This is a genomic window from Frigoribacterium endophyticum, assembly GCF_011759585.1.
GTDB lineage: Bacteria > Actinomycetota > Actinomycetes > Actinomycetales > Microbacteriaceae > Frigoribacterium > Frigoribacterium endophyticum.
Map to the genome: position 1 here is coordinate 57921 of NZ_JAAOYV010000002.1, position 24513 is coordinate 82433.

Sequence of the window (24513 nt, forward strand, 5' to 3'; positions counted from 1 at the left end):
GAGCCCGGGAGGCGCCTCCTAGGCTGGCCGGATGACCACCGCACCCGAGACCGTCGCCGACCTGTGGGCCCGGCTCGCCGAGCGCGCCGCGCCCCTGCCGCCGGAGTGGACGGCCGCGGCGGTCGCCGTCGGGGCCCTGCTCGTGCTCGTCCCGACGACCTGGCGCCTCGTCCGCCACGCGGTCACCGTCGTCCACGAGGGCGGGCACGGCCTGGCCGCGGTGCTCAGCGGGCGACGCCTCTCGGGCATCCGCCTGCACGGCGACACCTCGGGCCTCACGGTGTCGAGCGGGCCGCCGACCGGCCTCGGCATGGTCGTCACGCTGCTGGCCGGCTACCCGGCGCCGGCGCTCGCCGCTCTCGGGGCCTCGTGGCTGCTCGCCACGGGGTTCGCAGCGGGGCTGCTCTGGGCGCTGGTGCTGCTGCTGGCGCTGATGCTCGTGCAGATCCGCAACTGGTTCGGGCTCTGGGTCGTGCTGGTCGGCGCCGCCGTCGTCGGCGGCGTGACGTGGCTCGCCCCCGTGGTGTGGCAGCAGTCGTTCGGCCTGGCGCTCGTCAGCGTGCTCGGCCTCGGGGCCGTCCGCGCCTCGCTCGAGCTGCAGTCCAGCCGCCGCCGCAGCGCCCGGCGCGGCGGGTCGACGCAGTCGGACGCCGACCAGCTCGCCCGCCTGACGCACGTGCCGGGAGTGCTGTGGGTCGGCGTCTTCGTCGCGGTGACGGCGGCCTGCGTCGTGGGCTGCGGCCTGCTGCTCTTCCCCGGCTGGCCCGCGCCGTAGGGCCCCGGCCTAGGCCGGGGCGCTCGAGAGGGCGTGGACGGGCAGGCGGGAGGCGAGGCGGTCGCGCCCGGGCAGGCCGTCGAGCTCGAGCAGCACGGCGATGCCGACGACCTCGTAGCCCGCGCGCTCGAGGAGGGTGACGGTCGCCTCGGCGGTGCCGCCGGTGGCGAGCACGTCGTCGACGACGAGCACCCGCGTGCCGGCGGGCAGCTGGCTCGGGCGCAGCTCGAGGGTCGCCTCGCCGTACTCGAGCGCGTAGCTCTCGCTGAGCACCTCGCCGGGGAGCTTGCCCGCCTTGCGGACGGTGAGCACGCCGACGCCCTGCTCGATCGCGATGCCGCCGGCCAGCGCGAAGCCCCGGGCCTCGATGCCGGCCACGGCCTGGAAGGCGCCGTCGAAGGGCTCGCTCAGCGCGGCCGTGACCGTCGCGAAGGCGTCGGCGTCGGAGAACAGCGGCGTCACGTCGCGGAAGAGGATGCCCGGCACGGGGAAGTCGGGGACGACGGCGATCATGCGGTCGACCAGGGCGGAGGCGTCGGAGGCGGTCATCCGCACAACGCTACCGGGGCGGCGGGGCGGCCCCGTGCGCCGGGTCGCCGAGCGGGCGTGCAGACCGGCCGGTCGGAGGCGCGGTGCAGGCCCGCGGGAGGCGCGGTGCGGGCCCCCGGAGCGCCTCCCGTGACGATCGTGTGAACTGTCGGGCCGATGTCGGGGGCCGGTGCGAGAGTGCAGCCATGACCCGCTTCATCGTGCCGCCCTACCTGCTCGACCACCTCGCCCGGGCCGACTCGCCGCGCCTCTCACGGGCCCCCGAGGCCGCCCGTCAGGGCCTGAGGCAGATGGAGGAGGTGCGGGCGCTCCGCGCGGCCGTGCCGCCGTCCCGACAGGGCGCCGTGGCCGTCGACGGCCCGCTCGAGCGCACGATCTCGGACGCCGGGGGCACCGAGGAGCTGCCCGGCCGCGTGGTGCGCCGCGAGGGCGAGCCGCCGACGGACGACGTCGCCGTCACCGAGGCCCACGACGCCCTCGGGGCCACGCACGCGCTCTTCCTCGAGGCGTACGGCCGGTCGTCGATCGACGGCTCGGGCCTGCCGCTCGACGCGACCGTGCACTACGGGCTCGACTACGACAACGCATTCTGGGACGGCCGGCGGATGGTCTTCGGCGACGGCGACGGCGAGGTGTTCCGCCGCTTCACGGCGTCGGTGAGCGTCGTCGGCCACGAGCTCGCGCACGGGGTGACGCAGTACACGACGGCGCTCGAGTACGAGGGGCAGTCCGGGGCGCTGAACGAGTCGGTCAGCGACGTCTTCGGCGCGCTCGTCGAGCAGCACCTGCTCGGGCAGACGGCCGACGAGGCCAGCTGGCTGATCGGCGAGGGCCTGTTCACCGACGAGGTGCAGGGGCGGGCGCTGCGCTCGATGGCCGCGCCGGGAACGGCCTACGACGACGACGTGCTCGGGAAGGACCCGCAGCCGGCCCACATGGACGACTACGTCGAGACGACGGAGGACGCCGGGGGCGTGCACCTCAACTCGGGGATCCCCAACAAGGCCTTCCACCTCGTGGCCACGGCCCTCGGCGGCCGCGCGTGGGAGCGCGCCGGGCAGGTCTGGTACGACGCGATCACGAGCGGCGACGTGTCGCCGACCTCGACGTTCGCCGAGTTCGCCTCCGTCACGGTCGCCGCCGCGGAGGCGCGGTGGGGCGCCGGGTCGAGCAAGGCCCGCGCGACGACCGAGGGGTGGCGCGGGGTCGGGGTGCTGCCCGCGGCCTGAGGCGGGGCGGCGGGGCGGCGGGGCGGCGGGCACGCTCCCGGCGCCCGGCGGGCGCCCTGCCGTCGTCCTGCCCTCGCCCTGCTGGCCCCGGGGCACCCGGGGTAGCATCGCGGCCATGATCGTCACCGTGCAGCGCACCGGCGGCTTCGCGGGCCTCACGCGGTCGTGGCAGGTCGACGTCGAGGCCGAGCCCGACACCGACTCCTGGCTCGTGCTCATCGACGGCCTCCCCTGGTCGTCGGCGCCGTCGACCGCCGACGGCGCGCAGCCCGACCGCTTCGTCTGGGTGATCGTCGTCGAGGCCCAGCCCGTGCGCGAGGCGACGCTGCCCGAGCAGCAGCTCACCGGGCCGTGGCGCGAGCTCGTCGACCGGGTGCGCACGGTCGGGTCGGCCGTCGCGCCGCACGCCGATGCGGCCTCCGACACCGGCGCCGGCGCCGCCTCCGGCACGGGCGCAGACGCAGGCGCACGATGAGCCCCTCCCGGCGGGCCCTCCTCCCCCTCGTCGCGAGCGCGCTCGTCGTCGTCGGCGGCGGGGTCGGCGTCGCGGTTGCCCAGTCGTCGAACCCCGCCCGCGTCGTCGGGGCCGAGACCGCCCCGCCGTGGCCGGTGCCCGGCGTCGACGACCGGCCCGCGCGGGCTGGGCTCGCCGGCCTCGAGAACGTCTGGGGCCAGGACCTCGCCATGCACGTGCACAGCCACCTGTCGATCACGGTCGACGGCGAGCCGGTGACCGTGCCCGGCGACATCGGGCACGACTCGGGCACGAAGTTCGCGGCGCCGATCCACACGCACGACACGTCGGGCATCGTCCACGTCGAGTCGCCCCGCCGCGAGTCGTTCGTGCTCGGCCAGCTCTTCACGGAGTGGGGCGTGCACCTCGACCAGTCCGGCGTGGGCGACCTCGGGGGCGACGACGGGCGGTCGCTCACCGTGTTCGTCGACGGGAGCCGGTACGGCGGCGACCCCGCGGGCATCCGGCTCAGCAACTTCGAGGACGTGGCGCTGGTGCTCGCGCCGGCGGGCGAGGCCGTCACCGCGCCTCCCGCGTTCACCTGGCCCGCCGACTACAACTGAGCCGGGCCGACGCCGGCGGGGGCGACGGGGACTGGTGCCGGGAGCCGCGACGCGGCACCCTGGGGGCCATGGACCAGAAGGAGACGCTGCAGCGCTACCTCTCACGCCAGCGGGGCGACCTGCTCGGCAAGCTCGAGGGCCTCGGCGAGCACGACGCCCGTCGACCGCTCGTGCCGAGCGGGACGAACCTGCTCGGCCTCGTCAAGCACACGGCCCTCGTGCAGCTCGGCTACCTCGGCGACGTCTTCGGCCGGCCGTCTCCGCTCTCGCCCGCGTGGTCGGACGACGAGGTCGACCCCGACGCCGACCTGTGGGCGACCGCGGACGAGAGCCGCGCCTCGATCGTCGACCTGGCCCGGCACTCCGCCGAGCACGCCGACGCGACGGTGCGCGAGCTCGACCTCGACTCCCCCGGCCTCGTGCCGTGGTGGTCGGCGGGCCGACAGGAGGTCACGCTGCACACGGTGCTCGTGCACCTCTGCGTCGAGACCGCCCGGCACGCGGGGCACGCCGACCTCGCCCGCGAGCTCGTGGACGGCCGCCTCGGCTCCGGGCCGGGCGACCCGAACGTGCCCGACCGCGACGCGGCGGGCTGGCACACCCACCACGACCGGGTCGCCGAGGCCGCCCTCCGGGCGGCGGGGCTCGCGCAGCCCCCGCGCTAGCCGACGACGGTGAGGCGCTGCGTCGGGCGGGTCATCGCGACGTAGAGGCTGGCGGCGCCGCGGGCCGACGAGGCCCGCACGCCCTCGGGGTCGACGATCACGACGGCGTCGAACTCGAGGCCCTTCGACGTCGCGGGGCTGAGCACCGAGATCGGCTTGGTCAGCGACGCCGTGCCGGGGGCGACCTGCCCCGGGAACAGCTCGACGAGCCGGTCGACGAGCGGGCCCACGAGGCCCTGCGGGGCGATGACGGCCAGCGTCCCGGAGTCGTCGACGGCCCGGTCGGCGGCGACCGCCTCGACGCCGGCGGCGACGAGGGCGTCGCGACCCACGACTCCCCCTGCTCCGCCGGCCCCGACGGCGACCTCGCGCACGGGCCACTCGCTCGACCGGACGGAGCGGCTGGGCGTGATGCGCAGCCCCGCCTCGATCGCCAGCCGCTCGGCGTGGTCGACGATCTGGCTCGGCGTCCGGTAGTTGACGGTCAGCTCCTCCAGGCGCCAGGGCGCCGAGGTGCCGGCGACCGACGAGCCCCGACGGCGACCGAGCAGGCTCTGCAGCGCGACGTCCCACGAGGAGGCCGCGGCGGGGCTCGACGCCTGGGCGATGTCGCCCACGACGGTGAACGAGCGCAGCGGGCAGCGCCGCGAGAGCAGGCGCCACTGCATCGGCGAGAGCTCCTGCGCCTCGTCGACGACGACGTGGCCGAAGGCCCAGGTGCGGTCGCCGGCGGCGCGCTCGGCGGTGGTCATCGACGCGGCGCGCTCGGCGAAGCCGCCCGCGATCTGCTCGGCCGAGACCATGCCCTCCACGCCCATGTTCTCGATGGCGCGCTCGGCGTTCTCGATGTCGCGCTTGCGCTGCTGCTTGCGGGCCAGCCTCTCGGGGTCGACGCCGGCCTGGAACTCGCCCAGCAGCTCGGCGGCCTCGTCGAGCAGCGGCACGTCGGAGATCGTGAACTCGGAGCCGCGGGGCCGCTGCAGCAGGGCACGCTGCCGCGGGCTCCAGCGCTGGGTGATCGTCGCGAGCCACTGCGGGCGCGCGTACAGGTCTTCGATCAGCTTCTCGGCCGACAGGGGCAGCCACGCGGTGTTCAGCAGCACCTTGACGTCGTGGGTCTGGCGGATGTCCTCGCGCAGCACGGCCTCGTCGGACTCGTCGACGGTGGTGCCGTGGTCGCGCATCTGCGCCACGAGCTGGCGGGTCAGCGCCGAGAGGGCCGCCTTGTTGAAGGTCACGCGACCGACGTTGTGCTGCTTGCCGCGCTCCTGCGCCTTGCGCATCGCCTCGGCGACCAGGTCGGGCTGCACGACGAGCCGCTCGCCGTTGACGTCGATCGTGGTCGGCTGCGTCGGTCGCACCTGCCGCGACCGCACCGCCCGGCGGATCAGGTCGGCCATCTCGGCCGAGCCCTTGAGCGCCGCGACCTCGGGCGCGTCGTCGGTCTGCGCCTCGACGCCCGGGTAGAGCCCGCCGAGGCTCGAGAGCACGACGCCGGTCTCGCCGAGCGAGGGCAGCACCTGCTCGATGTAGCGGAGGAACGACCGCGACGGGCCGACGACGAGCACGCCCGAGCCGCGCAGGCGGTCGCGGTGCGAGTAGAGCAGGTACGCGGCGCGGTGGAGAGCCACCGCCGTCTTGCCGGTGCCGGGCCCGCCCTGGACGACGAGCACGCCGTCGAGGGGCGAGCGGATGATGACGTCCTGCTCGGCCTGGATGGTCGCGACGATGTCGGTCATGCGGCCGGTGCGCTGCGCGGTCAGCGCCGCCATCAGGGCGCCCTCGCCCTGCAGCTGCACGTCGTCGCGGTCGAGCAGCTCGGGGTCGAAGACCTCGTCCTCCAGGCGCGTGACGCGACGACCGTCGAGGGTCAGGTGACGACGGGCCCGGGCGCCCATCGGCGTCGCCGCCGTCGCCTGGTAGAACGCGCTGGCCCCGGGCACGCGCCAGTCGAGCAGGATCGGGTGGTGCTGCTCGTCGCGGAGGCCGATGCGGCCGATGTAGCGGTAGCGGCCACCCGTGCCGGGCATCGCCACGGCGTCGCCCTGGCCCAGCTCGTCGGGCTGCTCGAGCTCGAGGCGGCCGAAGGCGAGGCGCTCGTCGACGGCGCCGAGCTGCGCGATCGTGTCTTCGTAGAGGCGCGCGTAGGCGTCGCGCTCGCTGCGGCTCTGGTGGTTGCCGCCCACGGACTCGGCCCGGACGCGCTCGAGGCGCACGCGGGCGTCCTCCTTGAGCTCGTCGAGACGGGCGTAGAGCGTGCCCACGTAGGAGCGTTCGCGGTCGAGCTCGGATGATGTCACTGGCGGTCGCACCCCTCGGGAAAGTCGGCGCGTCAGTCTACCGTCCACGCGACTCCCCCCGGCTCCACCCCCGGTGCACCCGGGCCCGCGGGCAGCACGACGAGACCGCACCGGCCCGGTGCGGGTCGGTGCGGTCTCGGGGTTGTGCCGGAGGCGCGGCGGAGGCCTAGAACTCCTCGTGCGTCTCCGGGTCGCCGTCCCACAGCCGGCCGCGCTCGAGGCCGCTGATCGCGACGACCTCGGCCTCGGTGAGCTCGAAGTCGAAGACGTCGAGGTTCTCGCGCTGCCGGCCGGGGTCGGCCGACTTCGGCACCGGCACGGCGCCCAGCTGGACGTGCCAGCGGAGGACGACCTGCGTCGGCGTCTTCCCGTGGGCACGGGCGATGTCGGTGACCACCGTCTCGGTGAGGAGCTCGCTCTGCTTCGCGAGCGGGCTCCAGCTCTCGGTGACGATGCCCATCCGCTCGTGCACCGCGCGGAGCTCGGCCTGCGGGAAGTACGGGTGCAGCTCGACCTGGTTGATGACGGGCACGACGCCCGTCTCGTCGGCGAGGCGCTGCAGGTGGGCCTCGGTGAAGTTCGAGACGCCGACGGAGCGGACGAGGCCGTCCTCCTGCAGCTTCACGAAGGCGCGGAACGCGTCGACGTACTTGTCGACCCGGGGCAGCGGCCAGTGGATCAGGTAGAGGTCGACGACGTCGACGCCGAGCGCCGCCCGGCTCTCCTCGAAGCTGGCCAGGGCCTCCTCGTAGCCGTGGTGGCGACCGGGCAGCTTGGTCGTGACGACGAGCTCGTCACGGGGCACGTCGACGCGGCGGATCGCCTCGCCGACGGCGCCCTCGTTGCCGTAGTTGAGAGCGGTGTCGAGGAGGCGGTAACCCGACTCGATCGCGCCGACGACCTGCGCCGCGCCCTCGTCGCCGTCCATGCCGTAGGTGCCGAGCCCCAGCGCGGGGATCGTGTGCCCGTCGGCCAGGCCGACCGACGGGGCGGGACGCAGGGCCATCAGCTGACGCCGAGGAGGTCGATGACGAAGATCAGGGTCTTGCCCGAGAGCGGGTGGCCGCTGCCGGCGGGGCCGTAGGCCAGCTGCGGCGGGACGACGAGCTGGCGGCGGCCGCCGACCTTCATGCCGGGGATGCCCTCCTGCCAGCCCTGGACGAGCGCGGCGAGGGGGAAGTTCACGGACTCGCCGCGGCTCCAGGAGGAGTCGAACTCCTCGCCGGAGTCGAACTCGACGCCGAGGTAGTGGACGTCGACGGTCGAGCCGCGCTGGGCCTCGGCGCCGTCGCCGACGGTGATGTCGCTGATCTCGAGGTCGGCGGGGGCCGGGCCGGTGGGGGCGTCGATCTCGGGCTTGGTCTGGGGGTCGTGTGTCATGCCTCCCATCCAAGCACCCGACCCCGGCACCACGGTGCGCGCGCGTGGACGATGATGGAGGCTTGTCCACTCCAGACCCCGCCCCCGAGACCGCGCCGTCCGAGGGCGCCCCGAAGGCCGCCGAGGCGCGCCGGCCGCTCTTCGTCGACACGACCCCGCTCCGGGCGAGCCCGGCCTTCGCGCGCCTGTTCGTCGGCAACACGATCAGCGGCATCGGCACGCAGCTCACCCTCGTGGCCGTCGGCCTCGAGGTCTACGAGATCACGCGCTCGACGTTCTCCGTCGCCCTCGTGGGCGTGGTCTCGCTGGTGCCGATGATCCTCGCCGGCCTCTACGGCGGCATGCTCGCGGACGCCTTCGACCGCCGCAAGGTCGCGCTCGTCGCGGCCGTCTTCGCCTGGCTCTCGACCGGGGCGATCGCCCTGCACGCCTGGCTGGGCCTCCGCGAGGTGGTGCTGCTCTACGCGCTGACCTGCGTGAACGCAGTCGCGGGCACCATGATCGCGACCTCCCGGGCCTCGATCATCCCGCGCCTTCTGCCGGCCTCCCTGCTGCCCGCCGCCTCCGCCCTCAGCGGCATCGGCACGGGCCTGATGCTGACGGTGGGCCCGGCTCTCGCGGGCGTCCTCGTCGCCGGCGTGGGCTTCCCGCTGACGTACACGGTCGACGTCGTCCTGTTCAGCACCGCCTTCCTCGGCATCGTCACCCTGCCGCCCATCCGGCCCGAGGGCGAGACGCAGCGGCCGGGGCTCTCGTCGCTGATGGTGGGCCTGCGCTTCCTCCGCCGCTCCCCCAACATCCGCACGACGTTCGTGCTCGACATCGTCGCGATGACCTTCGGCCAGCCGCGCGTGCTCTTCCCCGTCGTCGGGGCCGTGGTGATCGGAGGAGGCGCGGTGACGGTCGGCGTCCTCACCGCCTCGTACGCCGTCGGGGCGCTGCTGAGCAGCGTGTTCAGCGGCCGCCTCGGCCACGTGCGCCTCCAGGGGCGCGCCGTGCAGCGGGCCATCGCGGTCTACGGCGGGTTCGTGCTCGCCTTCGGCCTCGTGCTGCTGCTCGCCCCCGGCCACGGGTCGGGCGGCCTGACCGAGGGCCTGGCCGAGGCCGACCTCCTGCCGCTCGCGGCGGCGGCGCTGGCGCTGGCCGGCGCGGGGGCGGCCGACAACGTCAGCTCGATCTTCCGCTCGACCATCCTGCAGGCCGCGGCGCCCGACTCCATGCGGGGGCGCCTGCAGGGCATCTTCATCGTCGTGGTGACCGGCGGGCCCCGGGTCGGCGACCTCTTCGTCGGGCTCGTCGCCGTGGCCGGCGTCGCCTGGCCGCCGCTGCTCGGCGGCTCACTGATCGTGGTGCTGATGGTCGTCGCGGCCCGGCTCACGCCCTCGTTCGGCCGCTACGACGCCGCGCACCCGACGCCCTAGCACCCGACGCCGTGGCGGCCACCACCGTGACCGCCCCGCCCCTCACCAGTGCGGCGGCGGGACCGGCCGACCCCAGGGGTCGGTCTGCGGCGCCGGGCCCCCGGGCTGCCCGCCCTGCCAGTACGAGCCCTGCCCGTCGCCGACGGGCGGAGCGCCCCAGCCGGCCTGCTTCGGCGGCAGCTCGGGCCGCGGGGCGTGGCCCACGAAGGCGGCGGTCGGCGCCTGGAGCGCCGCCCGGCTGCGGGCGAGGGCCGTCAGCAGCTCGCCCTCGTCGCGCTGGGCCGACGGGTCGCCGCCGCGGCTGCCCTTGACCATCCGCTGACGGGTGAAGGCGAGACGGGTGGCGTCGGAGACGAAGCGCTTCATGGCCGGCCCCACCCCCGCCGCCGCCGCCCAGCGCCGGGCCCGGCGACGACCGGCCGAGGTCGAGAGCATCGCGACCTCGTCGGCGCTGAACCAGCCCACGGCCGCGTACTCCGCGAGACGGGCGTGCGTCACGCGCCGCTCGTTGCGGCGCAGGAAGACCACGAGGCCGATCATCGCCAGGAAGATCGGCACCTGCACGAGCAGGTAGTACACGAAGAAGGAGTCGCCCACCACGACGAGCGCGCCGTTCCAGAGCGCGTGCAGCAGCACCGCGGGCACGAGCCCGAGGAAGTAGAAGCCGATCGCGCCGTAGGGGCCCGTCCTCCGGGCCGCGTAGCCGAGCGCGATGCCCGTGCACGCCGTGTACATGACGTGGGCGAACGGCGACATCAGGGCCCGCACGACGAAGACGAAGACCAGCCCCTGGCTGCCGCTGAACAGGTCGTCGGTCACCTGGACCGCGAAGTACTGGATGTTCTCGACGAAGGCGAAGCCGGCCGCCACGGTCGCCGCGTAGACGATGCCGTCGACCGGCCCGTCGAAGTGACGACGGAAGATCCACAGCACGAGCAGCACGCCGAAGCCCTTGGCGGCCTCCTCGACGATCGGCGCCTGGACGACCGCGCCGAGCACCTCGGAGCCGCTCGAGGCGCCGATGCCGACGAGCGACTGGACGGAGCCGACCACGAGGTCGACGATCAGGGCCGTGCCCACCGACACCGCGCCTCCCCACAGGAAGGCGAAGAGGAGGGCCACACGGGGCTCGGGCTCCCAGCGGTCGACGAGCCAGATGCCGGTCAGCACGATCGCGAGCGGCACGAACGCGAGCACGCTCGCCGCGACGATGACGGCCGGCTGCAGGAAGAGCAGGAAGTAGACGACCACGGCGAGCGCGAAGACGCCGATGACGGTGAAGCCGACCGCGAGCGAGACGGTGCTCGCCACGCGGCGTCGCGGGGGCGCCTGGGTGAAGACGGGCTGCACGGGGTACCAGACCGGGTCGGGGTTCGAGACCACGGGGCGCTGGGGGTCGTGGGGCCAGGGCTGCTGCCCGCGAGGGTCGGTCCAGGTCATGGCACGACCCTACGCACCCGGCACGGGGAGGGCGCGCCGCGACGGTACCCTCGGGGGATGCCGTCGACGAGGTCCCTGCCGGAGAACCCGTCGCTCACCCGCTACGTCGTCATGCGGGTCTGGCACGACTTCCTGCGGCACCGCACGATCGACGCCGCCGCGGCCCTCACGTTCTTCTCGACGCTGTCGATCCTGCCGACCGCCCTGGCGCTCGTCTCCGGCGTCGCGCTCTTCCAGGAGGGCGAGGAGGCGGTGGACGAGATCCTGGGGGTCGCCCGCTACGTGCTCACCCCGTCGGCCGTCGACACCCTCCGGGGCCCGCTGGAGCAGATGCTCAGCCTGTCGAACCCCGGCGTCGCCTTCGGCATCGGGCTGTGGCTGACCCTGTGGTCGCTCTCGTCGTACACGACCGCGTTCGGCCGGGCGATGAACACCGCCTACGACGTCGAGGAGGGGCGCCGGATCTGGAAGTTCCGGGGCCACATGATGATCGTCACGCTCGTGCTGATGGTGTCGTTCGCCGTCATCGCGACCATCCTGCTCGTCACGCCGACGCTCGCCCGCGGCATCGGCGACGCCGTCGGGTTCGGGGAGCCGTTCCTCACCCTCTGGAACGTGCTGAAGTGGCCGGTGCTCGTCGCGCTGGCGGTCTTCGCGGTGGCGATGCTCTACTACTTCACCCCCAACGTGCGCCCTCCCCGCCTCCGCTGGGTGTCGTACGGCGCCATGTTCGCCCTCGGCATCTGGGCGGTCTGCACCGTCGGGTTCGCCCTCTACGTGACGACCTTCTCGAACTACGACCGCTTCTACGGCTGGCTCGGCATGGTCATCGTCGTGCTGCTCTACTCGTACATCAGCAACTTCGTGCTCGTCATCGGCGGCGAGCTCGACAGCGAGGTGCTGCGGCTGCGGCAGCTGCGCCGCGGCCTGCAGGCCGAGGAGGTCATCCCCCTGCCGATGCGCGACACCGCCCGCAACCACATCCTCGCCCGCAACTCGGCGTGGGACGTCAGGGTCGGGCGCGCCATCCGCGAGCGGTCGCTCCGCGAGAACGGCGGCGTGCTCGACGCGGACGAGCTGCGGCACCTGCAGCTGCGCGGCGGGCGCCTGATCGGCGAGGGGACCCTCCGCCGCGCCTTCGGGCACGAGGACGAGCCCGAGGTCGAGACGGACTGAGGCCGGCGCCCCCGCGTCAGCCCGCGGTCTCGTCGCCGGGGTTCCGCGCACCCGACTCGGCGGCGGCGCGCGTGACGGCCTCGACCGGGTCGGCGTCGACGTCGATGACCGGGATGGCGCTCGTGACCGCCTCGAGCCCCGACAGCCGCGCCGGCGAGAGCACCTTGCGGACCTGCTCCTCGCTCATGAGCCCGGCCGCGACGACGAGCGTCGAGATCGAGGCGTTCGTCGTGAGCGCCGTGTGCGCGATCGAGGCCGCCGCCGAGTAGCCGATGTAGGGCGTCAGCGCCGTCACGCTGCCCACGTTGGTGTCGACCTGCTGGCTGAGGCGGGCGCGGTTCGCCTCGATGCCGTCGACGCAGTTGACCCGGAGGGTGCGGCAGGCCGCGGTCATCCACTGGAGGCTCTGCATCACGGAGTGCGCGATGACCGGCTCGAAGGCGTTGAGCTGGAGCTGCCCCGCCTCGGCGGCCATCGTGACGGTGACGTCGGCCCCGGCCACGGAGAAGGCCACCTGGTTGACGACCTCGGGGATGACGGGGTTGACCTTGCCCGGCATGATCGACGACCCGGCCTGGCGCGGCGGCAGCGTGATCTCGCCGATGCCGGCCTGCGGGCCCGACGAGAGGAGGCGGAGGTCGTTGCAGATCTTCGAGAGCTTGATCGCGCTGCGCTTGAGCGCCCCGCTGAGGGTCATGAACACGCCGGTGTCGCTCGTCGCCTCGATGAGGTCGGGCGCCGTGACGAGCTCCATGCCGCTGAGCTCGCCGAGGTGGCGGCGCACGGCCTCGGCGTAGAGCGGGTCGGCGGTGATGCCCGTGCCGATCGCGGTGGCGCCGAGGTTGATCTCGCCGAGCAGCGGCACGACGTCGCGCAGCCGCTGCACGTCCTCGCCGAGGGTGTGCGCGAAGCCGACGAACTCCTGCCCGAGCGTCATCGGCACGGCGTCCTGCAGCTGGGTGCGGCCCACCTTGAGCACGTCGTGGAACTCGGCGCCCTTCGTGGCGAAGGCCGTCGCGAGCAGGTCGAGCTCGTCGAGCAGGCGGCGCAGCGTGAGCACCATGCCGATCTTGACCGAGGTCGGGTACGTGTCGTTCGTGCTCTGGCTGCGGTTGACGTCGTCGATCGGGTGCAGGTGCTCGTACTCGCCCTTGCCGTGGCCGAGGAGCTCGAGGGCGCGGTTCGCGATCACCTCGTTGCTGTTCATGTTCGTGCTCGTGCCCGCGCCTCCCTGGATGACCCCGACCGCGAACTGGTCGTGGAGCGCCCCGCCGCGGATCTCGACGCAGGCCCGCTCGATCGCCTCGGCCTTGCTCGGGTCGAGCACGCCGATCTCGACGTTCGCCCGGGCGGCCGCCTGCTTGACGAGCGCGAGGGCGACGACGAGGTCGGGGTAGACCGAGATCGGCCGCATGCTGATCGGGAAGTTCTCGAGCGCCCGGGCCGTGTGGATGCCCCAGTAGGCGTCGGCGGGGACCTCGCGGCTGCCGAGCGAGTCGCTCTCGACCCGGGTGGCGGCCCGGGCCGCGCGGCGCGTGCGCCCGGCGGCCGCGGCGCCGGTCGCGGGCCCGGCCTCGTGCTCGGGCCCGGGCTGGGGCGCGCCCTGGAGCAGCGGCGGAGCCGCGTCGGGAGCGTCGAGGGGGGTCAGGTCGTCAGTCGTCACGGTCGTCGTGCCTCCGTCGTCGTGCGCCCCGCGGCCTCGTGAGCTGCGGTGGTCGGCCCTGCCGAGCCTAGCGAGACGAGGAGGCGCGGGTCGGGACTCCGGGCGATGATCGACAGCTGTCGGTCACCTGCCGAACTCGTGGGAAGCTTCTCGGGCCGGCGAACGTTGCAGTGCCTGCACCTCGACCCGCTCCACCGCCGCCTCCGGGCCCCTGCCGAGAAGACAGATGACGCTGACCCACGACGACGCCCAGCCGGGCGACCCCACCCCCGCAGCCCCCTCCCGCTCGGCCTCGCAGGTCGACGCGACCGCCGCCTCCCCCGGGCCCTCCGCGGAGCCGGGCGACCGGCGCCGCGCCCGGGAGCGCGCCCGGCTGACGCGAACCCGCGACCCCCGCGTCGTGATCGCCGTGCTCGCCTTCTCGGGCATGGTGGCGGCGCTCATGCAGATGCTCGTCATCCCGATCGTGCCGTCGTTCCCGGAGCTGCTCGACGCCGACCCGGCCGACACCACCTGGATCATCACGGCCACCCTGCTCGCAGGGGCCGTCGTCACGCCGATCGCGGGTCGCCTCGGCGACCTCTACGGCAAGCGCCGCATCGTGCTCGTGCTCGTCGTCGTCATGGTGATCGGCTCCGTCGTCGCCGCCACCACCTCCGAGCTCGTGCCGCTGATCGTCGGCCGTGCCCTGCAGGGCACGGCGCTCGGCATCATCCCGCTCGCCATCAGCATCCTCCGAGACACGCTGCCCGCCGAGCGCCTCGGCGGCGCCGTCGCGCTCGTCAGCGCCACGCTCGGCTTCGGCGGCGCGATCGGCCTGCCGCTCAGCGCGTACATCTCGGTCACCTTCGACTGGCACGTGCTGTTCTGGACGGCCGCCGCGCTCGGCGTCGTGGTCTTCGCCCTCGTGGCGACGCTCGTGCCCGTCAGCACCCTCAAGACCCCCGGGCGGTTCGACCTCCCCGGGGCGATCGGCCTCGCCGTGGGCCTCACGGGCCTGCTGCTCGCCGTCTCTAAGGGCAACGACTGGGGCTGGGCGAGCACCTCCACGCTCGTCTCCGGCCTCGCCGGCCTCGTCGTGCTCGTCGCGTGGGGCGCCTACCAGCTGCGCGTCGCGAGCCCCCTCGTCGACCTCCGCGTCGCCGTCCGGCCCGCGGTGCTGCTCACCAACCTGGCGTCGGTCGCCCTCGGCTTCGCGCTCTTCGGCAGCAACGTCTCGCTGCCGCAGCTGCTCGAGCTGCCCGCGGAGACCGGGGTCGGCCTCGGCCAGACCGTCATGGTCGCCTCGCTCTGCCTCGCCCCCTCCGGCGTCGTGATGATGTTCATGGCCCCGGTCGCCGCCCGGGCCACCGCCCGCTTCGGCGCCCGGCTCTGCCTCGTCGTCGGCGGCGCGATCATCGTCGTCAGCTACGCGGTCGCGGCGCTCGCCTTCCGCGAGGTGTGGCAGATCGTGCTCGTCTCGGTGCTGATCGGCTTCGGCATCGGGCTCGCCTACGCGGCGATGCCGACGCTCATCATGCACGCGGTGCCCGCGACCGAGACCGCCGCGGCGAACGGCCTCAACACCCTCATGCGGTCGCTCGGCACCACGAGCGCCTCGGCCGTCGTCGGCCTGCTGCTCACCGCGAACTCCGTGCCGTTCGGCGACGCGTCCGTGCCGACCGAGGCGGGCTTCCGCCTCACCTTCGTGCTCGGCGGGGCGGTCGCCCTGGTCAGCGTGCTGCTCGCCCTGGCCATCCCGCGGCGCGAGCCGGAGTACGAGCGCGTGGCGCTGCCGACCGGGCCGGTGCGCACGAGCTGACCCGCGCCTCCCTCACCACTGAGAGGGCCCCGACGTCGTCGACGTCGGGGCCCTCTCGCGCTGCCGCCGTCGCGGGAGGCGGAGCGGCGGATCAGCGGGGCGGCGTCAGCCGTGCAGGCCGGGCACGATCAGGTAGATGCCGTAGAGCACGCCGAGGGCGCAGACCACGAAGCAGGCGTACCCGGCCGCGGCGCGGGCCGTGCTGCGGCCCTCGAGCGTCACGAGCCGCAGGCCCAGCGAGTACAGGCTGACGAGCGCGGCCGCCGAGAACAGCGAGACGAGCGCGACGACGACGAACGCTGACCAGTCGATCATCGGTTCTCCTCCTTGTCGGGGCGGGGGCCGCCCGAGAGCGTGCCGCGCGGGGCGACGGTCGGGGCCGCCTCGTCGAGGCGCACGAACGGGGCCTCGACGCCGGAGGCCGGCGTGTCGACGCGGCCCTTCTTCTCGAGCCGGCGGGCCCGGCGGCGCGAGAGCACGCTGGTCGCGGCGACGTCGACCTCCATCGCGGCGCCCTGCTCGTGCGGGCGTCGGCGGGAGAGCAGGAAGATGCCGCCGATCACGACGACGCCCACCACGGCGTCGACGACGAGGCCGGCCGTGCCGAGGCTCGCGATCAGGGCGGCGACGGCCCCGACGGCGGCCGAGGCGGGGAGCGTGATGAACCAGGCGGCGACGATCTTGCCGGCGGTGCTCCACTGGATCTTCGAGCCGCGGCGCCCGAGGCCCGCGCCGATGATCGAGCCGCTGGCGACCTGCGTCGTCGACAGCGCGAAGCCGAGGTGGCTCGAGGCGAGCACCGTGGCCGTCGTCGACGCCTCGGCCGCGAAGCCCTGCGTCGGCTTGACCTCGGTGAGCCCGCCGCCCATGGTCTGGATGATGCGCCAGCCGCCGGTGTAGGTGCCGAGCGCGATCGCGAAGGCGCAGACCACGACGACCCAGAGCGGCGGGCCGGATCCGGCGCCGAGGGCGCCCGAGGCGATCAGCGTCAGGGTGATGACGCCCATCGTCTTCTGGGCGTCGTTGGTGCCGTGGGCGAGGGCGACGAGCGACGAGGTGAAGATCTGGCCGTAGCGGAAGCCCCCGCGCTCGCTCTTGTCGTCGCGGCGGCGCGTGATCGTGTAGGCCAGGCGGGTCGCGGTGTAGCCGACGAGGCCGGCGATCAGCGGCGCGAGGAGCGCCGGCAGCACGACCTTCGAGAGCACGACGGAGAAGTCGACCGAGCTGACGCCGGCCCCGACGACAGCGGCGCCGATGAGCCCGCCGAAGAGCGCGTGCGACGAGCTGGAGGGCAGGCCGCGCAGCCAGGTGATCATGTTCCAGACCACGGCGCCGATGAGGCCCGCGAAGATCATCTCGGGAGAGATCTGCACGCCCCCGTCGCCCTCGCGGATGATGCCGCCCGACACGGTCTTGGCGACCTCGGTGCTGAGGAAGGCGCCGACGAGGTTGAGCACCGCCGCCACCGTGACCGCGACCTTGGGCTTCATCGCCCCGGTCGCGATCGGGGTCGCCATGGCGTTCGCCGTGTCGTGGAAGCCGTTGGTGAAGTCGAAGAACAGGGCCAGGGCGATGACCAGGACGACGATGAGCGTGAGATCCACCGGGGAACTCTCGCAGCATGGTGAACGCCGGTCAACTCGGAGGTGGACGGCGGGGTACAGGCAGGTGGACGACAGGTGTCCGCACGTCGTCCGCAGCGCGGCCCGGGCCGCCCTCCCGCTCAGATGTGCGGCACGAACGCCTGCCAGGCCCGACGGCGCTCGCCCCGGGGGTCGTGCTCGACGCGGTCGCGCACGTCGATGATGAGGGTGCGCCGCCGGAAGGGGTCGTACGGGGGCCAGCCGTCGACCTCGCCCGTCCGGACGAACTCGATCCACCGGGCGCGCATCCGCGCCGCCGTCCGCAGGAAGGCCCGGCGGCCGCCGAGGGCGCTCATCGCCCAGCCGAACGCCGAGCCCATCCGGTCGTGCAGGGCCATCAGCTCCAGGCCGTGGAAGGCGTCGACGCCCGCGACGGCGAGCATGCGCGGGGCGGCGTCGAACCGGTAGAAGTAGACGCGCTGGTGCACGGCGTGCCGCTCGGCGACCTTGACGGTCGGGAACCAGAACGCGAAGTCGCCGCCGAAGTCGAGGGCGGCCCGGCGGTCGGCGGGCAGGCCGGGGTACTGCCTCTTGATCGCCTTCCGGCTCTTCTTCTCGGTGGCGGCGAAGATCGCGCGGATGCGCGGCTTGGTGGTCGCGAGGATGTCGCGACGCCCCGTGAAGACCGAGCCCTCGCGGTCGTTGGTGCCGATGATCAGCGGAACGGGGTGCGCGCGGCCCGCCTTGAAGGCGTCGAGCGGTCGCTCGGGCAGGAAGTCGCCGTCGATGACGGGGCTGAGGCTGATGGTGCCGGGCTGCTCGTCGGGAGTCCGCAGCTGCAGCTCGGCCGAGGCCCGCACGACCGCCGCGACGGGCGCCTCAGCCAGCATCCGCCCGGCGTCCTCGACGGAGGTCGACTCGAGGTCGTCGTCGCTGACCTGGTGGGTCAGCAGCTCGAGGAACTCCCCCGCCCAGCGCCGCGTGACGTCGGGCGGGTAGAGCGCGTTCGTCGGCGAGCTCTGGGCGATCGCGCGGTGGAACAGCCCCCGCGCGGCCGGGACGGTCATCAGGGTGGTCACCGCGTTGCCGCCCGAGCTCTCGCCGGAGAGAGTCACCGCGCCCGGGTCGCCGCCGAAGGAGCGGACCTCGTCGCGGACCCACTCGAGCGCGGCCACCTGGTCGCGGAGGCCGAGGTTCGACTCCAGCGGCCGCTCGGGCGTCGACCAGGCCGTGAAGTCGAGGTAGCCGAAGGCGCCCAGACGGTAGTTGAAGCTCACGTAGACGATGCCGCCCTCGCGGACGAGCGCCTCCCCGTGCCGCGGGTGCTCCCGCGAGGAGCCGACGCTGTAGGCGCCTCCGTGCACGTAGACCAGCACGGGCAGGTCGTCGCCCGGGCGGGAGCCCTCGGGGGCGACGACGTTGATCGTCAGGCAGTCCTCGTCGGTCGGCGTCGTCGCGTCGACGCCGACGAACTGGCCGCGGTCCTGCGGGGCGGCCGGCCCGAAGTGCGCGGCGTCGCGGACGCCCCGCCAGGGCTGCGCGGGCTCGGGCGCCCGGAAGCGCCGCGGGCCGGTGGGAGGCGCGGCGAAGGGCATCCCCCGCCACGCGACGACGCCGCGCTCGTGCACGCCGCGCACCCGGCCGTGCGTCGTGTCGCGCAGCAGGTCGGCGGCCTCGACGGCGGAGGCGGGTCGGGCGGCACGGGTCATCCCCCGACCCTACGACCCGCGGGGGCGGACGCCGGGGCGCTGCCTCCCGGGCGACGCCCGTCGTTCATCCGGCCGCCTCCCGCCGGTCGCCTGCGAGACTGGGTGCAGACCCTGCACCGAGCCGTGTCGAGCTGGTCGGCCGGCGCCGCCGCCGTCTCCGCCGCACGCACCACCCGCACCGCACCGCACCGCACCGCACCGCACCGCACCGACCCACGACCCCGGAGGACCCGCGCCGCATGGAGCTCGCCGAACTGCTGATCATCCTGAGCGGCTCGCTCCTCGTCACGGCGTTCGCGCGCTGGCGGGGCCTGCCCGCGCCCCTGCTCACGGTCGGCGTCGCGCTGCTGGTCTCGTTCGTGCCCGGGGTGCCCGACATCGAGATCGACTCCGAGGTGATCCTCACCGTCGTGCTGCCGCCCCTGCTCTACTCGGCGTCGCTCGACGTGTCGCTGCTGAACTTCCGCGAGAGCCGCGTGCAGATCCAGCGGCTGGGCATCGGCGCCGTCGTCGTCACGGCGTTCGTCGTCGGCGGCGTCGCGTACCTGCTCATCCCCGACATGACCCTGCCGGCCGCCATCCTCGTCGGTGCCGTGGTCGCCCCGCCCGACGCGGTGTCGGCGGCGGCGATCGGCCGCAAGCTCGGCCTGCCGCGCAAGGTGATGACCGTGCTCTCGGGCGAGAGCCTGATCAACGACGCGGCCTCGCTGACGCTGGTGAAGGTGTTCCTCGCGATCGTGGGGGGCGCCTCCCTCACCCTCTGGCAGGACCTCGGCATCTTCGGCCTCGCGATCGGCGTGGGGGTCGCGGTCGGCCTCGTGCTCGGCGTCGTGGCCCACCGGGTGCGGGTGCGGATCGACGACCCGGTCATCGAGAACGTCATCGGGCTGCTGCTGCCGTTCGTCGCGTACATCCTCGCCGAGGAGCTCAGCGGGTCGGGCGTGCTCGCGGTCGTCGCCGCCGGCCTCTACGTCGGCTTCAACTCGCCCCGCACGGGCTACGCGACGCGGCTGCAGGAGCGCCCGTTCTGGGCCGCCGCCGACGTGCTGCTCGAGGGCTTCGTCTTCGCGCTGATCGGGCTGCAGCTGAAGACCGTCGTGCTCGACGTCGCCGAGAGCGACCGCGGGCTCGCGCAGAGCGTCGGGGTGGCGTTCGTCGTGCTCGCCGTCGTGGTGCTCGTGCGGCCGGCGTTCGTCTTCGCGACCTACTACGCGGCCCGCGTGCTGCGGTACCTGCTGCTCGGCCGCCTGCTCCGTGGCCTGCGACGGGTGCCGGCCCTGCGCCGCCTGCGGTACCGCCCCCAGCCTCGCCTCGACCGGCGGCAGCTCACCGTGATCTCGTGGACGGGCATGCGCGGCGTGGTGACGCTCGCGGCGGTCGTGTCGATCCCGGCCGTGACCGACAGCGGCGTGCCCGTGCCCGCCCGCGACACGATGTTCCTCATCGCGTTCGTCGTCACGGTGGGGACGCTGCTGCTGCAGGGGCTGACGCTGCCGGCCGTGATCCGCTGGCTCGGGGTGCAGGACACCACACAGCGTGACCGCGACCTCGCGGCGCAGCTGGCGCTCCTCACGACGAGCACCGACGAGACCCTCGCGTACGTCCAGAGCCGCCGCCCCGCGTGGGAGGAGCTCTACGGGCCCGAGCTCACCGAGCGCGCGGTCCAGGCGACGACCGTGCGGCTCGTGCGCCAGTCGGAGGCGCTGCGGCGCGGAGCCCTCGAGGACGCCGAGGACCGCGAGCCGTCGAGCGCCGAGCGCGACCGACGGCGTGCGGTGCCCCGGGCGATCGGCCAGATCCGGCGCGAGCTGCTCGCGAAGCGCCGCGAGGTCGTGCTGCGCGAGCGCGACGCCGGGAAGCTCGACGAGGAGGTCATGCGGCAGGTGCTGCTCGGCCTCGACGCCGAGGAGCTCGCGATGGACACGAACGCGGTGTCGAGCACGCGCTCGTGAGGCGTAGCGTGGCGGCGTGATCGTCGGCCGCGGGTCGGCGGCGCCGGAGGAGGACGAGGACACGTGACGCGAGGCCGGGCAGACGACGGGGCCACGACCACGGGAGCGGGCGACACCGCCGGGGCCGCAGGGACGCCCAAGCCGCCGGTCGGTGCGTTCCGCCGCTGGTACTCCACCCTCCACCCGTCGCTGCAGCTCATCGGCCTCCAGCTCTGGCTGCCGCTCTTCTTCATCGTCGGCTTCTGCCTCTGCTACATCGCGGCCTTCCACGCCCCGCACCCGCACGACGTGCCGATCGCCGTCGTCGGCTCGTCGTCCGCCGCGTCGACCCTGCAGGCCGACCTCGACGACGCGCAGCCCGGCGTCTTCGACGTGCGCCCCTTCGACGACCTCGACAGGGCGCAGGAGGCGGTGCTCCGCGGGCAGGTGGCGGTCGCCGTCGACCCCGGCGACGCGCAGCTCTACAAGGCGAGCGCCCACCAGTACCAGGTCTCCGCCCTGATCCCCGCGATGCTGACGCCGGTGCTCACCGCCGAGGGCGACGCCCCGGCCGTCGTCGACCTCGCCCCGCTGCCGTCGTACGACGAGTACGGCACGGTCTCGCTCTACCTGATGCTCGCCTGGTGCATCGGCGGCTACATGGTCGCCATGTTCATCGGGCTCATGGGCGCGCCCCTGCGGCACCGCACGCGCGTCACCGTGATCCTCGTCGGGGCCGCCGTCATCTCGCTCGTGACGAACCTGCTCGCGGGGCCCGTGGTGGGCGCCGTGCAGGGCCACTTCGCCGAGCTCGCCCTGCTCGGCTGGGCCTGGATCGTCGCCATCGGGCTCGCGGTCAACGGCATCAGCTACTTCGTCGGCCGGTTCGTCGCGCTGCCCGCGATGATCGTCTTCGTCTTCCTGTCGATGCCCGCCTCGGGCGGCGCGTACCCGGCGTGGTTCATGCCCCAGCCGTTCGCCGCCCTGAACGCCGTCGTCGTGGGCAGCGGCATCACCGAGATGCTCAAGCGCGTGCTCTACGACGTGGGGCCGGGGTACTCGCGCGGCCTCACGATGATGGCCTCGTACGCGGTGGCCGGCGTCGTGCTCATGCTCGTCGGCAAGCGGTGGTGGGAGGCCCGGCGCGTGCGGCGGATCGTGGAGGGGCGGACGACCATGTTCGCGGACGCGCAGACCGCCAACCGCGAGTTCCTCACCGCGGAGCGGGACGAGGTCCTCGCCCGCCACGGGCTCGTCGCGACCGACACGGGCACGATCCGCACCGTGCCCGGCGACGAGCGGGCACAGCTCGACGAGGGCGGCGACATGATGTTCGGCGCCGCGGGCGGCCTCGAGGCCGAGGAGCTGCCGACCCGCCCCGTCCGCGTGGTCGACGAGCGGGACGCCCGCCGGGGCTGAGCGAGGCCCGCTAGAGGTCGACGCCGCCGCGGTGCGCGCCGTCGAGGTGGACGCCCTGCCACGACGCGCCGTCGAGCTGCTCGGCGAGCGTGCGGGCGGCGGTGCGGTCGGCGCTCGCCGAGGCGAGGGCGGTGACCCCGAACCCGACCAGCAGGGCGAGGAGGCCGAGCGTCGAGACGAGCATGCCCGGGCCGCCGACGACGGCCCCGACGACGAACAGGCCAGCCGCGGCGGTCCAGGCGACCACGACGGCCGCGGTGCGGACGGCGGAGAGGAGACGCGAGGGGGCGGTGGCCCGGCGGCGGATCCGGGGGGCGTCGAGGGCCAGGCCGTCGTAGCTGCTCACAGGGGTCCTCCGCAGGGGGTCGTGGGGGCGTTCTGTCACCCGGTGTGACGTCTCCCCTCGACACTACGGAGGGCCGCGGGGGCCGTCTGCCCCCTCTCCCGGTGACACCCGAGAGGGGGAGGGACAGGCCCGTGTCCCCCTTGTGGCCGACGGGTCAGCGGGGGCCGGAGGAGCCTGCGGCGGCCTCCGAGACGACCGTCGCGAGGTCGGCCCCGAAGGTGTACGTCGCCGCGACGTGTCCCCCGGCGAGCACGCCGGGCAGCCAGCGCCGGGCGTCGTCCCACATGGCGTCGAGGGGCAGGGCGTCGACGTCGTGCCACGCGGGGTCGAGCTCGTCGGTCTCGACCGGCTCGCCCCGCCAGCGGCGCGCGACGAAGACGGACGACCGCTGGCTCCAGGCGGGCCGGTGCGGGAAGAGGTAGAGCAGCTCGCCGCGCGCCTCGAGGTCGGCCGGGCGCACCTCGACCCGCGCCTCCTCGGCGATCTCGCGGACGGCCGCCTCGACGGGCGTCTCGGAGCCCTCGAGCTTGCCGCCGAGGCCGACGTGGTAGCCGACGCCGAGCCCGGTCTTCTTGCGGCCGAGCAGCACCTGCCGGCGCCCGTCGAGCTCGCGTAGGAGGTAGGTGACGCACACGTCGTAGGCCATGTCGGCAGGCTAGCGGTCGACCGCGTCGTCAGCGTGCCCGGCGTAGGCTCGATCGCATGCCCGAGACGCCCGACGCCCTCCGCGGCGGCGTGCCCGAGTTCCGCGGGGCGGGTCGCAGCCTCGAGGTGCTGCGCGCCGAGGCCCACGACGAGCTGGCGGCCCTGATCGAGCTCCGCTGCCGGGGCGGCGAGGACCCGTGGGACGTCATCCCGGGCCTGCCCACCGTCGACGAGCAGGTGGTCATCTCGCTGCGGGCCGACGCCCGCGGGGTCGACGGCGTGCCCTACGGGGGCGGCGGGGGCGCCGACGACGAGCTGCGGTTCCTCCGCGGCGTGGCCCTCTGGCACCCCGAGCTCTCCCGCGCCGTCTGGTCGCTGATGGGCCGCATCGACGCCGCCTCGCGCTGAGGCCCCCTGTCGGTGGGCGGCCGTAGCCTGGCCGCATGCTCTGGACCGACGTCGTCACCGTCACGCTGGGCGCCTTCGTGGGCGCCGGCGCCGCCTTCGGCGCCAACCTGCTCGTGCGTTGGCTCGAGTCGCGGCGGGCCGAGGCCTCCGCGCTGAACGAGCTCGTCACCGAGATCCACTTCCGGCGCGTGCTGCACCGCATCGTGCCGACGCGGAGCCCCGACGCCGAGACCGCCGACCCCGACTGGGCGACCGCGCGGCGCTCGATCGGCGGCCTGCGCGGCGTCGTCCGCTCGGCCCGGCGGCGGACCCGCCCGCGGTCGTCGGCGCTGCCCGTGCTCAACGAGATGACCCTCGCCTGCAACACCTTCCTCGACGACAGCGAAGACGCGCCCGACCTCTACCGTCTGCACCTCATGCAGCTGCACGCCCGGCTCAACGCCGGCGTGCGGCGGCTGCGCTCGCAGCGCCGCGCGATCGCCGACCTCGAGCCGGGCCAGGCGCGGCTCGGCCCGACCGTCGCGGGGCTCCGGGCGCCGACCGCGGTGGCCGACGGGCCGGCCGACACCGAGGCGGGGAGGCGCGGGTAGCGTCGGCCGCATGAGCGACGCACCCGAGACCCCCGCCCCCGCCGACGCCACCGCGACCGACCCCGTCGAGGCGGCCGACGAGCAGGCCCAGTTCGACGCCGCCCGCCTCGCCGCCGGCGAGGACGTCGACGGCACGGCCACGCTCTCCACCGCCTCCTCGGCCGCCGCGCCGGAGAAGGCCGGCACGCAGGACGCCCTCGACGACGCGGCCCGCGAGGCGGCCGCGCCCGACCCCGCCGACGTCCACGTCGCCTCCGACGAGTACCCCGAGCGCCCGCGCCTGGGCGGGATCACCGCGAGCGACACGCAGATCTGACTCGCGCCTCCCCGGGGGGGGCCCTCGAGCCTCCTCGGGGCTCCGTGGCCCGTGCCCGCCCGGGTCGCGCCGACGGGGTCGCTGGCTAGG

General features: G+C 74.4%; 24 protein-coding genes. 13 read left to right on the forward strand and 11 right to left on the reverse strand.

What is annotated here, in order from left to right:
• The first annotated feature begins 31 nt into the window (after positions 1-31).
• Positions 32-775 (forward strand): M50 family metallopeptidase, encoded by a 744-nt coding sequence (locus FHR77_RS07600; RefSeq protein ID WP_167259557.1) that lies wholly within the window; start codon positions 32-34, stop codon positions 773-775.
• Between the two features lie 9 nt (positions 776-784).
• On the opposite strand, the gene FHR77_RS07605 is transcribed toward FHR77_RS07600, so the two are convergent.
• Positions 785-1324, reverse strand: a complete 540-nt coding sequence (locus FHR77_RS07605) for an adenine phosphoribosyltransferase (protein WP_056056260.1) — start codon at positions 1322-1324, stop codon at positions 785-787.
• A gap of 185 nt (positions 1325-1509) precedes the next feature.
• Here FHR77_RS07605 and FHR77_RS07610 point away from each other — a divergent pair, with 185 nt between their 5' ends.
• The 4 genes from FHR77_RS07610 to FHR77_RS07625 all read left to right on the forward strand — a co-directional run bounded on the left by FHR77_RS07610 (position 1510) and on the right by FHR77_RS07625 (position 4295).
• Positions 1510-2553: a M4 family metallopeptidase gene (locus FHR77_RS07610; RefSeq protein WP_167259558.1), complete on the forward strand. Its 1044-nt coding sequence runs from the start codon at positions 1510-1512 to the stop codon at positions 2551-2553.
• A 115-nt stretch (positions 2554-2668) separates the two neighbouring features.
• The gene (locus tag FHR77_RS07615) at positions 2669-3028 is read left to right on the forward strand and encodes a protealysin inhibitor emfourin (protein WP_167259559.1); all 360 of its coding nucleotides are present in this window, start codon (positions 2669-2671) and stop codon (positions 3026-3028) included.
• The gene (locus FHR77_RS07620; protein WP_167259560.1) at positions 3025-3630 is read left to right on the forward strand and encodes a hypothetical protein; all 606 of its coding nucleotides are present in this window, start codon (positions 3025-3027) and stop codon (positions 3628-3630) included. The genes FHR77_RS07615 and FHR77_RS07620 overlap by 4 nt, the downstream gene beginning before the upstream one ends.
• A 68-nt stretch (positions 3631-3698) precedes the next feature.
• The gene (locus tag FHR77_RS07625; protein WP_167259561.1) at positions 3699-4295 is read left to right on the forward strand and encodes a DinB family protein; all 597 of its coding nucleotides are present in this window, start codon (positions 3699-3701) and stop codon (positions 4293-4295) included.
• On the opposite strand, the gene FHR77_RS07630 is transcribed toward FHR77_RS07625, so the two are convergent.
• From FHR77_RS07630 to FHR77_RS07640, 3 genes are all read right to left on the reverse strand, one after another.
• Positions 4292-6595 carry a UvrD-helicase domain-containing protein gene (locus FHR77_RS07630; RefSeq protein WP_167259562.1) on the reverse strand — a complete coding sequence of 768 codons (2304 nt, stop codon included), beginning with the start codon at positions 6593-6595 and terminating at the stop codon, positions 4292-4294. The two genes, FHR77_RS07625 and FHR77_RS07630, sit on opposite strands and share 4 nt — an antisense overlap.
• Before the next feature lie 166 nt (positions 6596-6761).
• Positions 6762-7601, reverse strand: a complete 840-nt coding sequence (locus FHR77_RS07635; protein ID WP_424955709.1) for an aldo/keto reductase — start codon at positions 7599-7601, stop codon at positions 6762-6764.
• Positions 7601-7975: an FKBP-type peptidyl-prolyl cis-trans isomerase gene (locus FHR77_RS07640; protein ID WP_056056273.1), complete on the reverse strand. Its 375-nt coding sequence runs from the start codon at positions 7973-7975 to the stop codon at positions 7601-7603. The genes FHR77_RS07635 and FHR77_RS07640 overlap by 1 nt, the downstream gene beginning before the upstream one ends.
• A gap of 62 nt (positions 7976-8037) precedes the next feature.
• On the opposite strand from FHR77_RS07640, the gene FHR77_RS07645 reads away from it, so the two are divergent.
• The gene (locus tag FHR77_RS07645; protein ID WP_167259563.1) at positions 8038-9396 is read left to right on the forward strand and encodes an MFS transporter; all 1359 of its coding nucleotides are present in this window, start codon (positions 8038-8040) and stop codon (positions 9394-9396) included.
• A 42-nt stretch (positions 9397-9438) separates the two neighbouring features.
• Here FHR77_RS07645 and FHR77_RS07650 read toward each other — a convergent pair whose 3' ends face one another.
• On the reverse strand, positions 9439-10836 hold the full coding sequence (locus FHR77_RS07650) for a PrsW family intramembrane metalloprotease (RefSeq protein ID WP_167259564.1): 1398 nt from the start codon (positions 10834-10836) through the stop codon (positions 9439-9441).
• Positions 10837-10893: 57 nt separating this feature from the next.
• On the opposite strand from FHR77_RS07650, the gene FHR77_RS07655 reads away from it, so the two are divergent.
• Positions 10894-12012, forward strand: coding sequence for a YihY/virulence factor BrkB family protein (locus FHR77_RS07655; RefSeq protein ID WP_082514497.1), 1119 nt, complete (start codon positions 10894-10896; stop codon positions 12010-12012).
• 16 nt (positions 12013-12028) lie between these two features.
• Here the strand turns inward: FHR77_RS07655 and FHR77_RS07660 are convergent, their stop codons facing one another.
• The gene (locus tag FHR77_RS07660; protein WP_341777279.1) at positions 12029-13675 is read right to left on the reverse strand and encodes an aspartate ammonia-lyase; all 1647 of its coding nucleotides are present in this window, start codon (positions 13673-13675) and stop codon (positions 12029-12031) included.
• A gap of 226 nt (positions 13676-13901) precedes the next feature.
• On the opposite strand from FHR77_RS07660, the gene FHR77_RS07665 reads away from it, so the two are divergent.
• A complete protein-coding gene (locus tag FHR77_RS07665) occupies positions 13902-15476 on the forward strand; it encodes an MFS transporter (protein ID WP_167259565.1) in 1575 nt (524 codons plus the stop codon).
• 105 nt (positions 15477-15581) lie between these two features.
• Here the strand turns inward: FHR77_RS07665 and FHR77_RS07670 are convergent, their stop codons facing one another.
• The 3 genes from FHR77_RS07670 to FHR77_RS07680 all read right to left on the reverse strand — a co-directional run bounded on the left by FHR77_RS07670 (position 15582) and on the right by FHR77_RS07680 (position 18768).
• Positions 15582-15791, reverse strand: coding sequence for a hypothetical protein (locus FHR77_RS07670; protein ID WP_056056277.1), 210 nt, complete (start codon positions 15789-15791; stop codon positions 15582-15584).
• Positions 15788-17080, reverse strand: a complete 1293-nt coding sequence (locus tag FHR77_RS07675; RefSeq protein WP_167259566.1) for an inorganic phosphate transporter — start codon at positions 17078-17080, stop codon at positions 15788-15790. Before FHR77_RS07675 ends, FHR77_RS07670 begins: the two co-directional genes overlap by 4 nt.
• 119 nt (positions 17081-17199) lie before the next feature.
• Entirely contained in the window at positions 17200-18768 is a 1569-nt protein-coding gene (locus FHR77_RS07680) for a carboxylesterase/lipase family protein (RefSeq protein ID WP_167259567.1), read from the reverse strand.
• 239 nt (positions 18769-19007) lie between these two features.
• Here FHR77_RS07680 and FHR77_RS07685 point away from each other — a divergent pair, with 239 nt between their 5' ends.
• Both FHR77_RS07685 and FHR77_RS07690 read left to right on the forward strand, forming a co-directional pair.
• Positions 19008-20720 (forward strand): cation:proton antiporter, encoded by a 1713-nt coding sequence (locus FHR77_RS07685; RefSeq protein WP_167259568.1) that lies wholly within the window; start codon positions 19008-19010, stop codon positions 20718-20720.
• Positions 20721-20783: 63 nt separating this feature from the next.
• Entirely contained in the window at positions 20784-22118 is a 1335-nt protein-coding gene (locus FHR77_RS07690) for an ABC transporter permease (RefSeq protein WP_167259569.1), read from the forward strand.
• A 10-nt stretch (positions 22119-22128) separates the two neighbouring features.
• Here FHR77_RS07690 and FHR77_RS07695 read toward each other — a convergent pair whose 3' ends face one another.
• Positions 22129-22464: a hypothetical protein gene (locus tag FHR77_RS07695; protein ID WP_167259570.1), complete on the reverse strand. Its 336-nt coding sequence runs from the start codon at positions 22462-22464 to the stop codon at positions 22129-22131.
• A 154-nt stretch (positions 22465-22618) separates the two neighbouring features.
• On the reverse strand, positions 22619-23110 hold the full coding sequence (locus FHR77_RS07700; RefSeq protein WP_167259571.1) for an 8-oxo-dGTP diphosphatase: 492 nt from the start codon (positions 23108-23110) through the stop codon (positions 22619-22621).
• A 56-nt stretch (positions 23111-23166) separates the two neighbouring features.
• Between FHR77_RS07700 and FHR77_RS07705 the strand changes: the two genes are divergently transcribed.
• From FHR77_RS07705 to FHR77_RS07715, 3 genes are read left to right on the forward strand one after another with little or no spacing between them, the layout of a single operon-like run.
• Entirely contained in the window at positions 23167-23517 is a 351-nt protein-coding gene (locus tag FHR77_RS07705; protein WP_056056289.1) for a hypothetical protein, read from the forward strand.
• Positions 23518-23552: 35 nt separating this feature from the next.
• Positions 23553-24107 (forward strand): hypothetical protein, encoded by a 555-nt coding sequence (locus tag FHR77_RS07710; RefSeq protein WP_167259572.1) that lies wholly within the window; start codon positions 23553-23555, stop codon positions 24105-24107.
• A gap of 10 nt (positions 24108-24117) precedes the next feature.
• Positions 24118-24423 carry a hypothetical protein gene (locus FHR77_RS07715; protein WP_056056292.1) on the forward strand — a complete coding sequence of 102 codons (306 nt, stop codon included), beginning with the start codon at positions 24118-24120 and terminating at the stop codon, positions 24421-24423.
• Positions 24424-24513 lie beyond the last annotated feature (90 nt).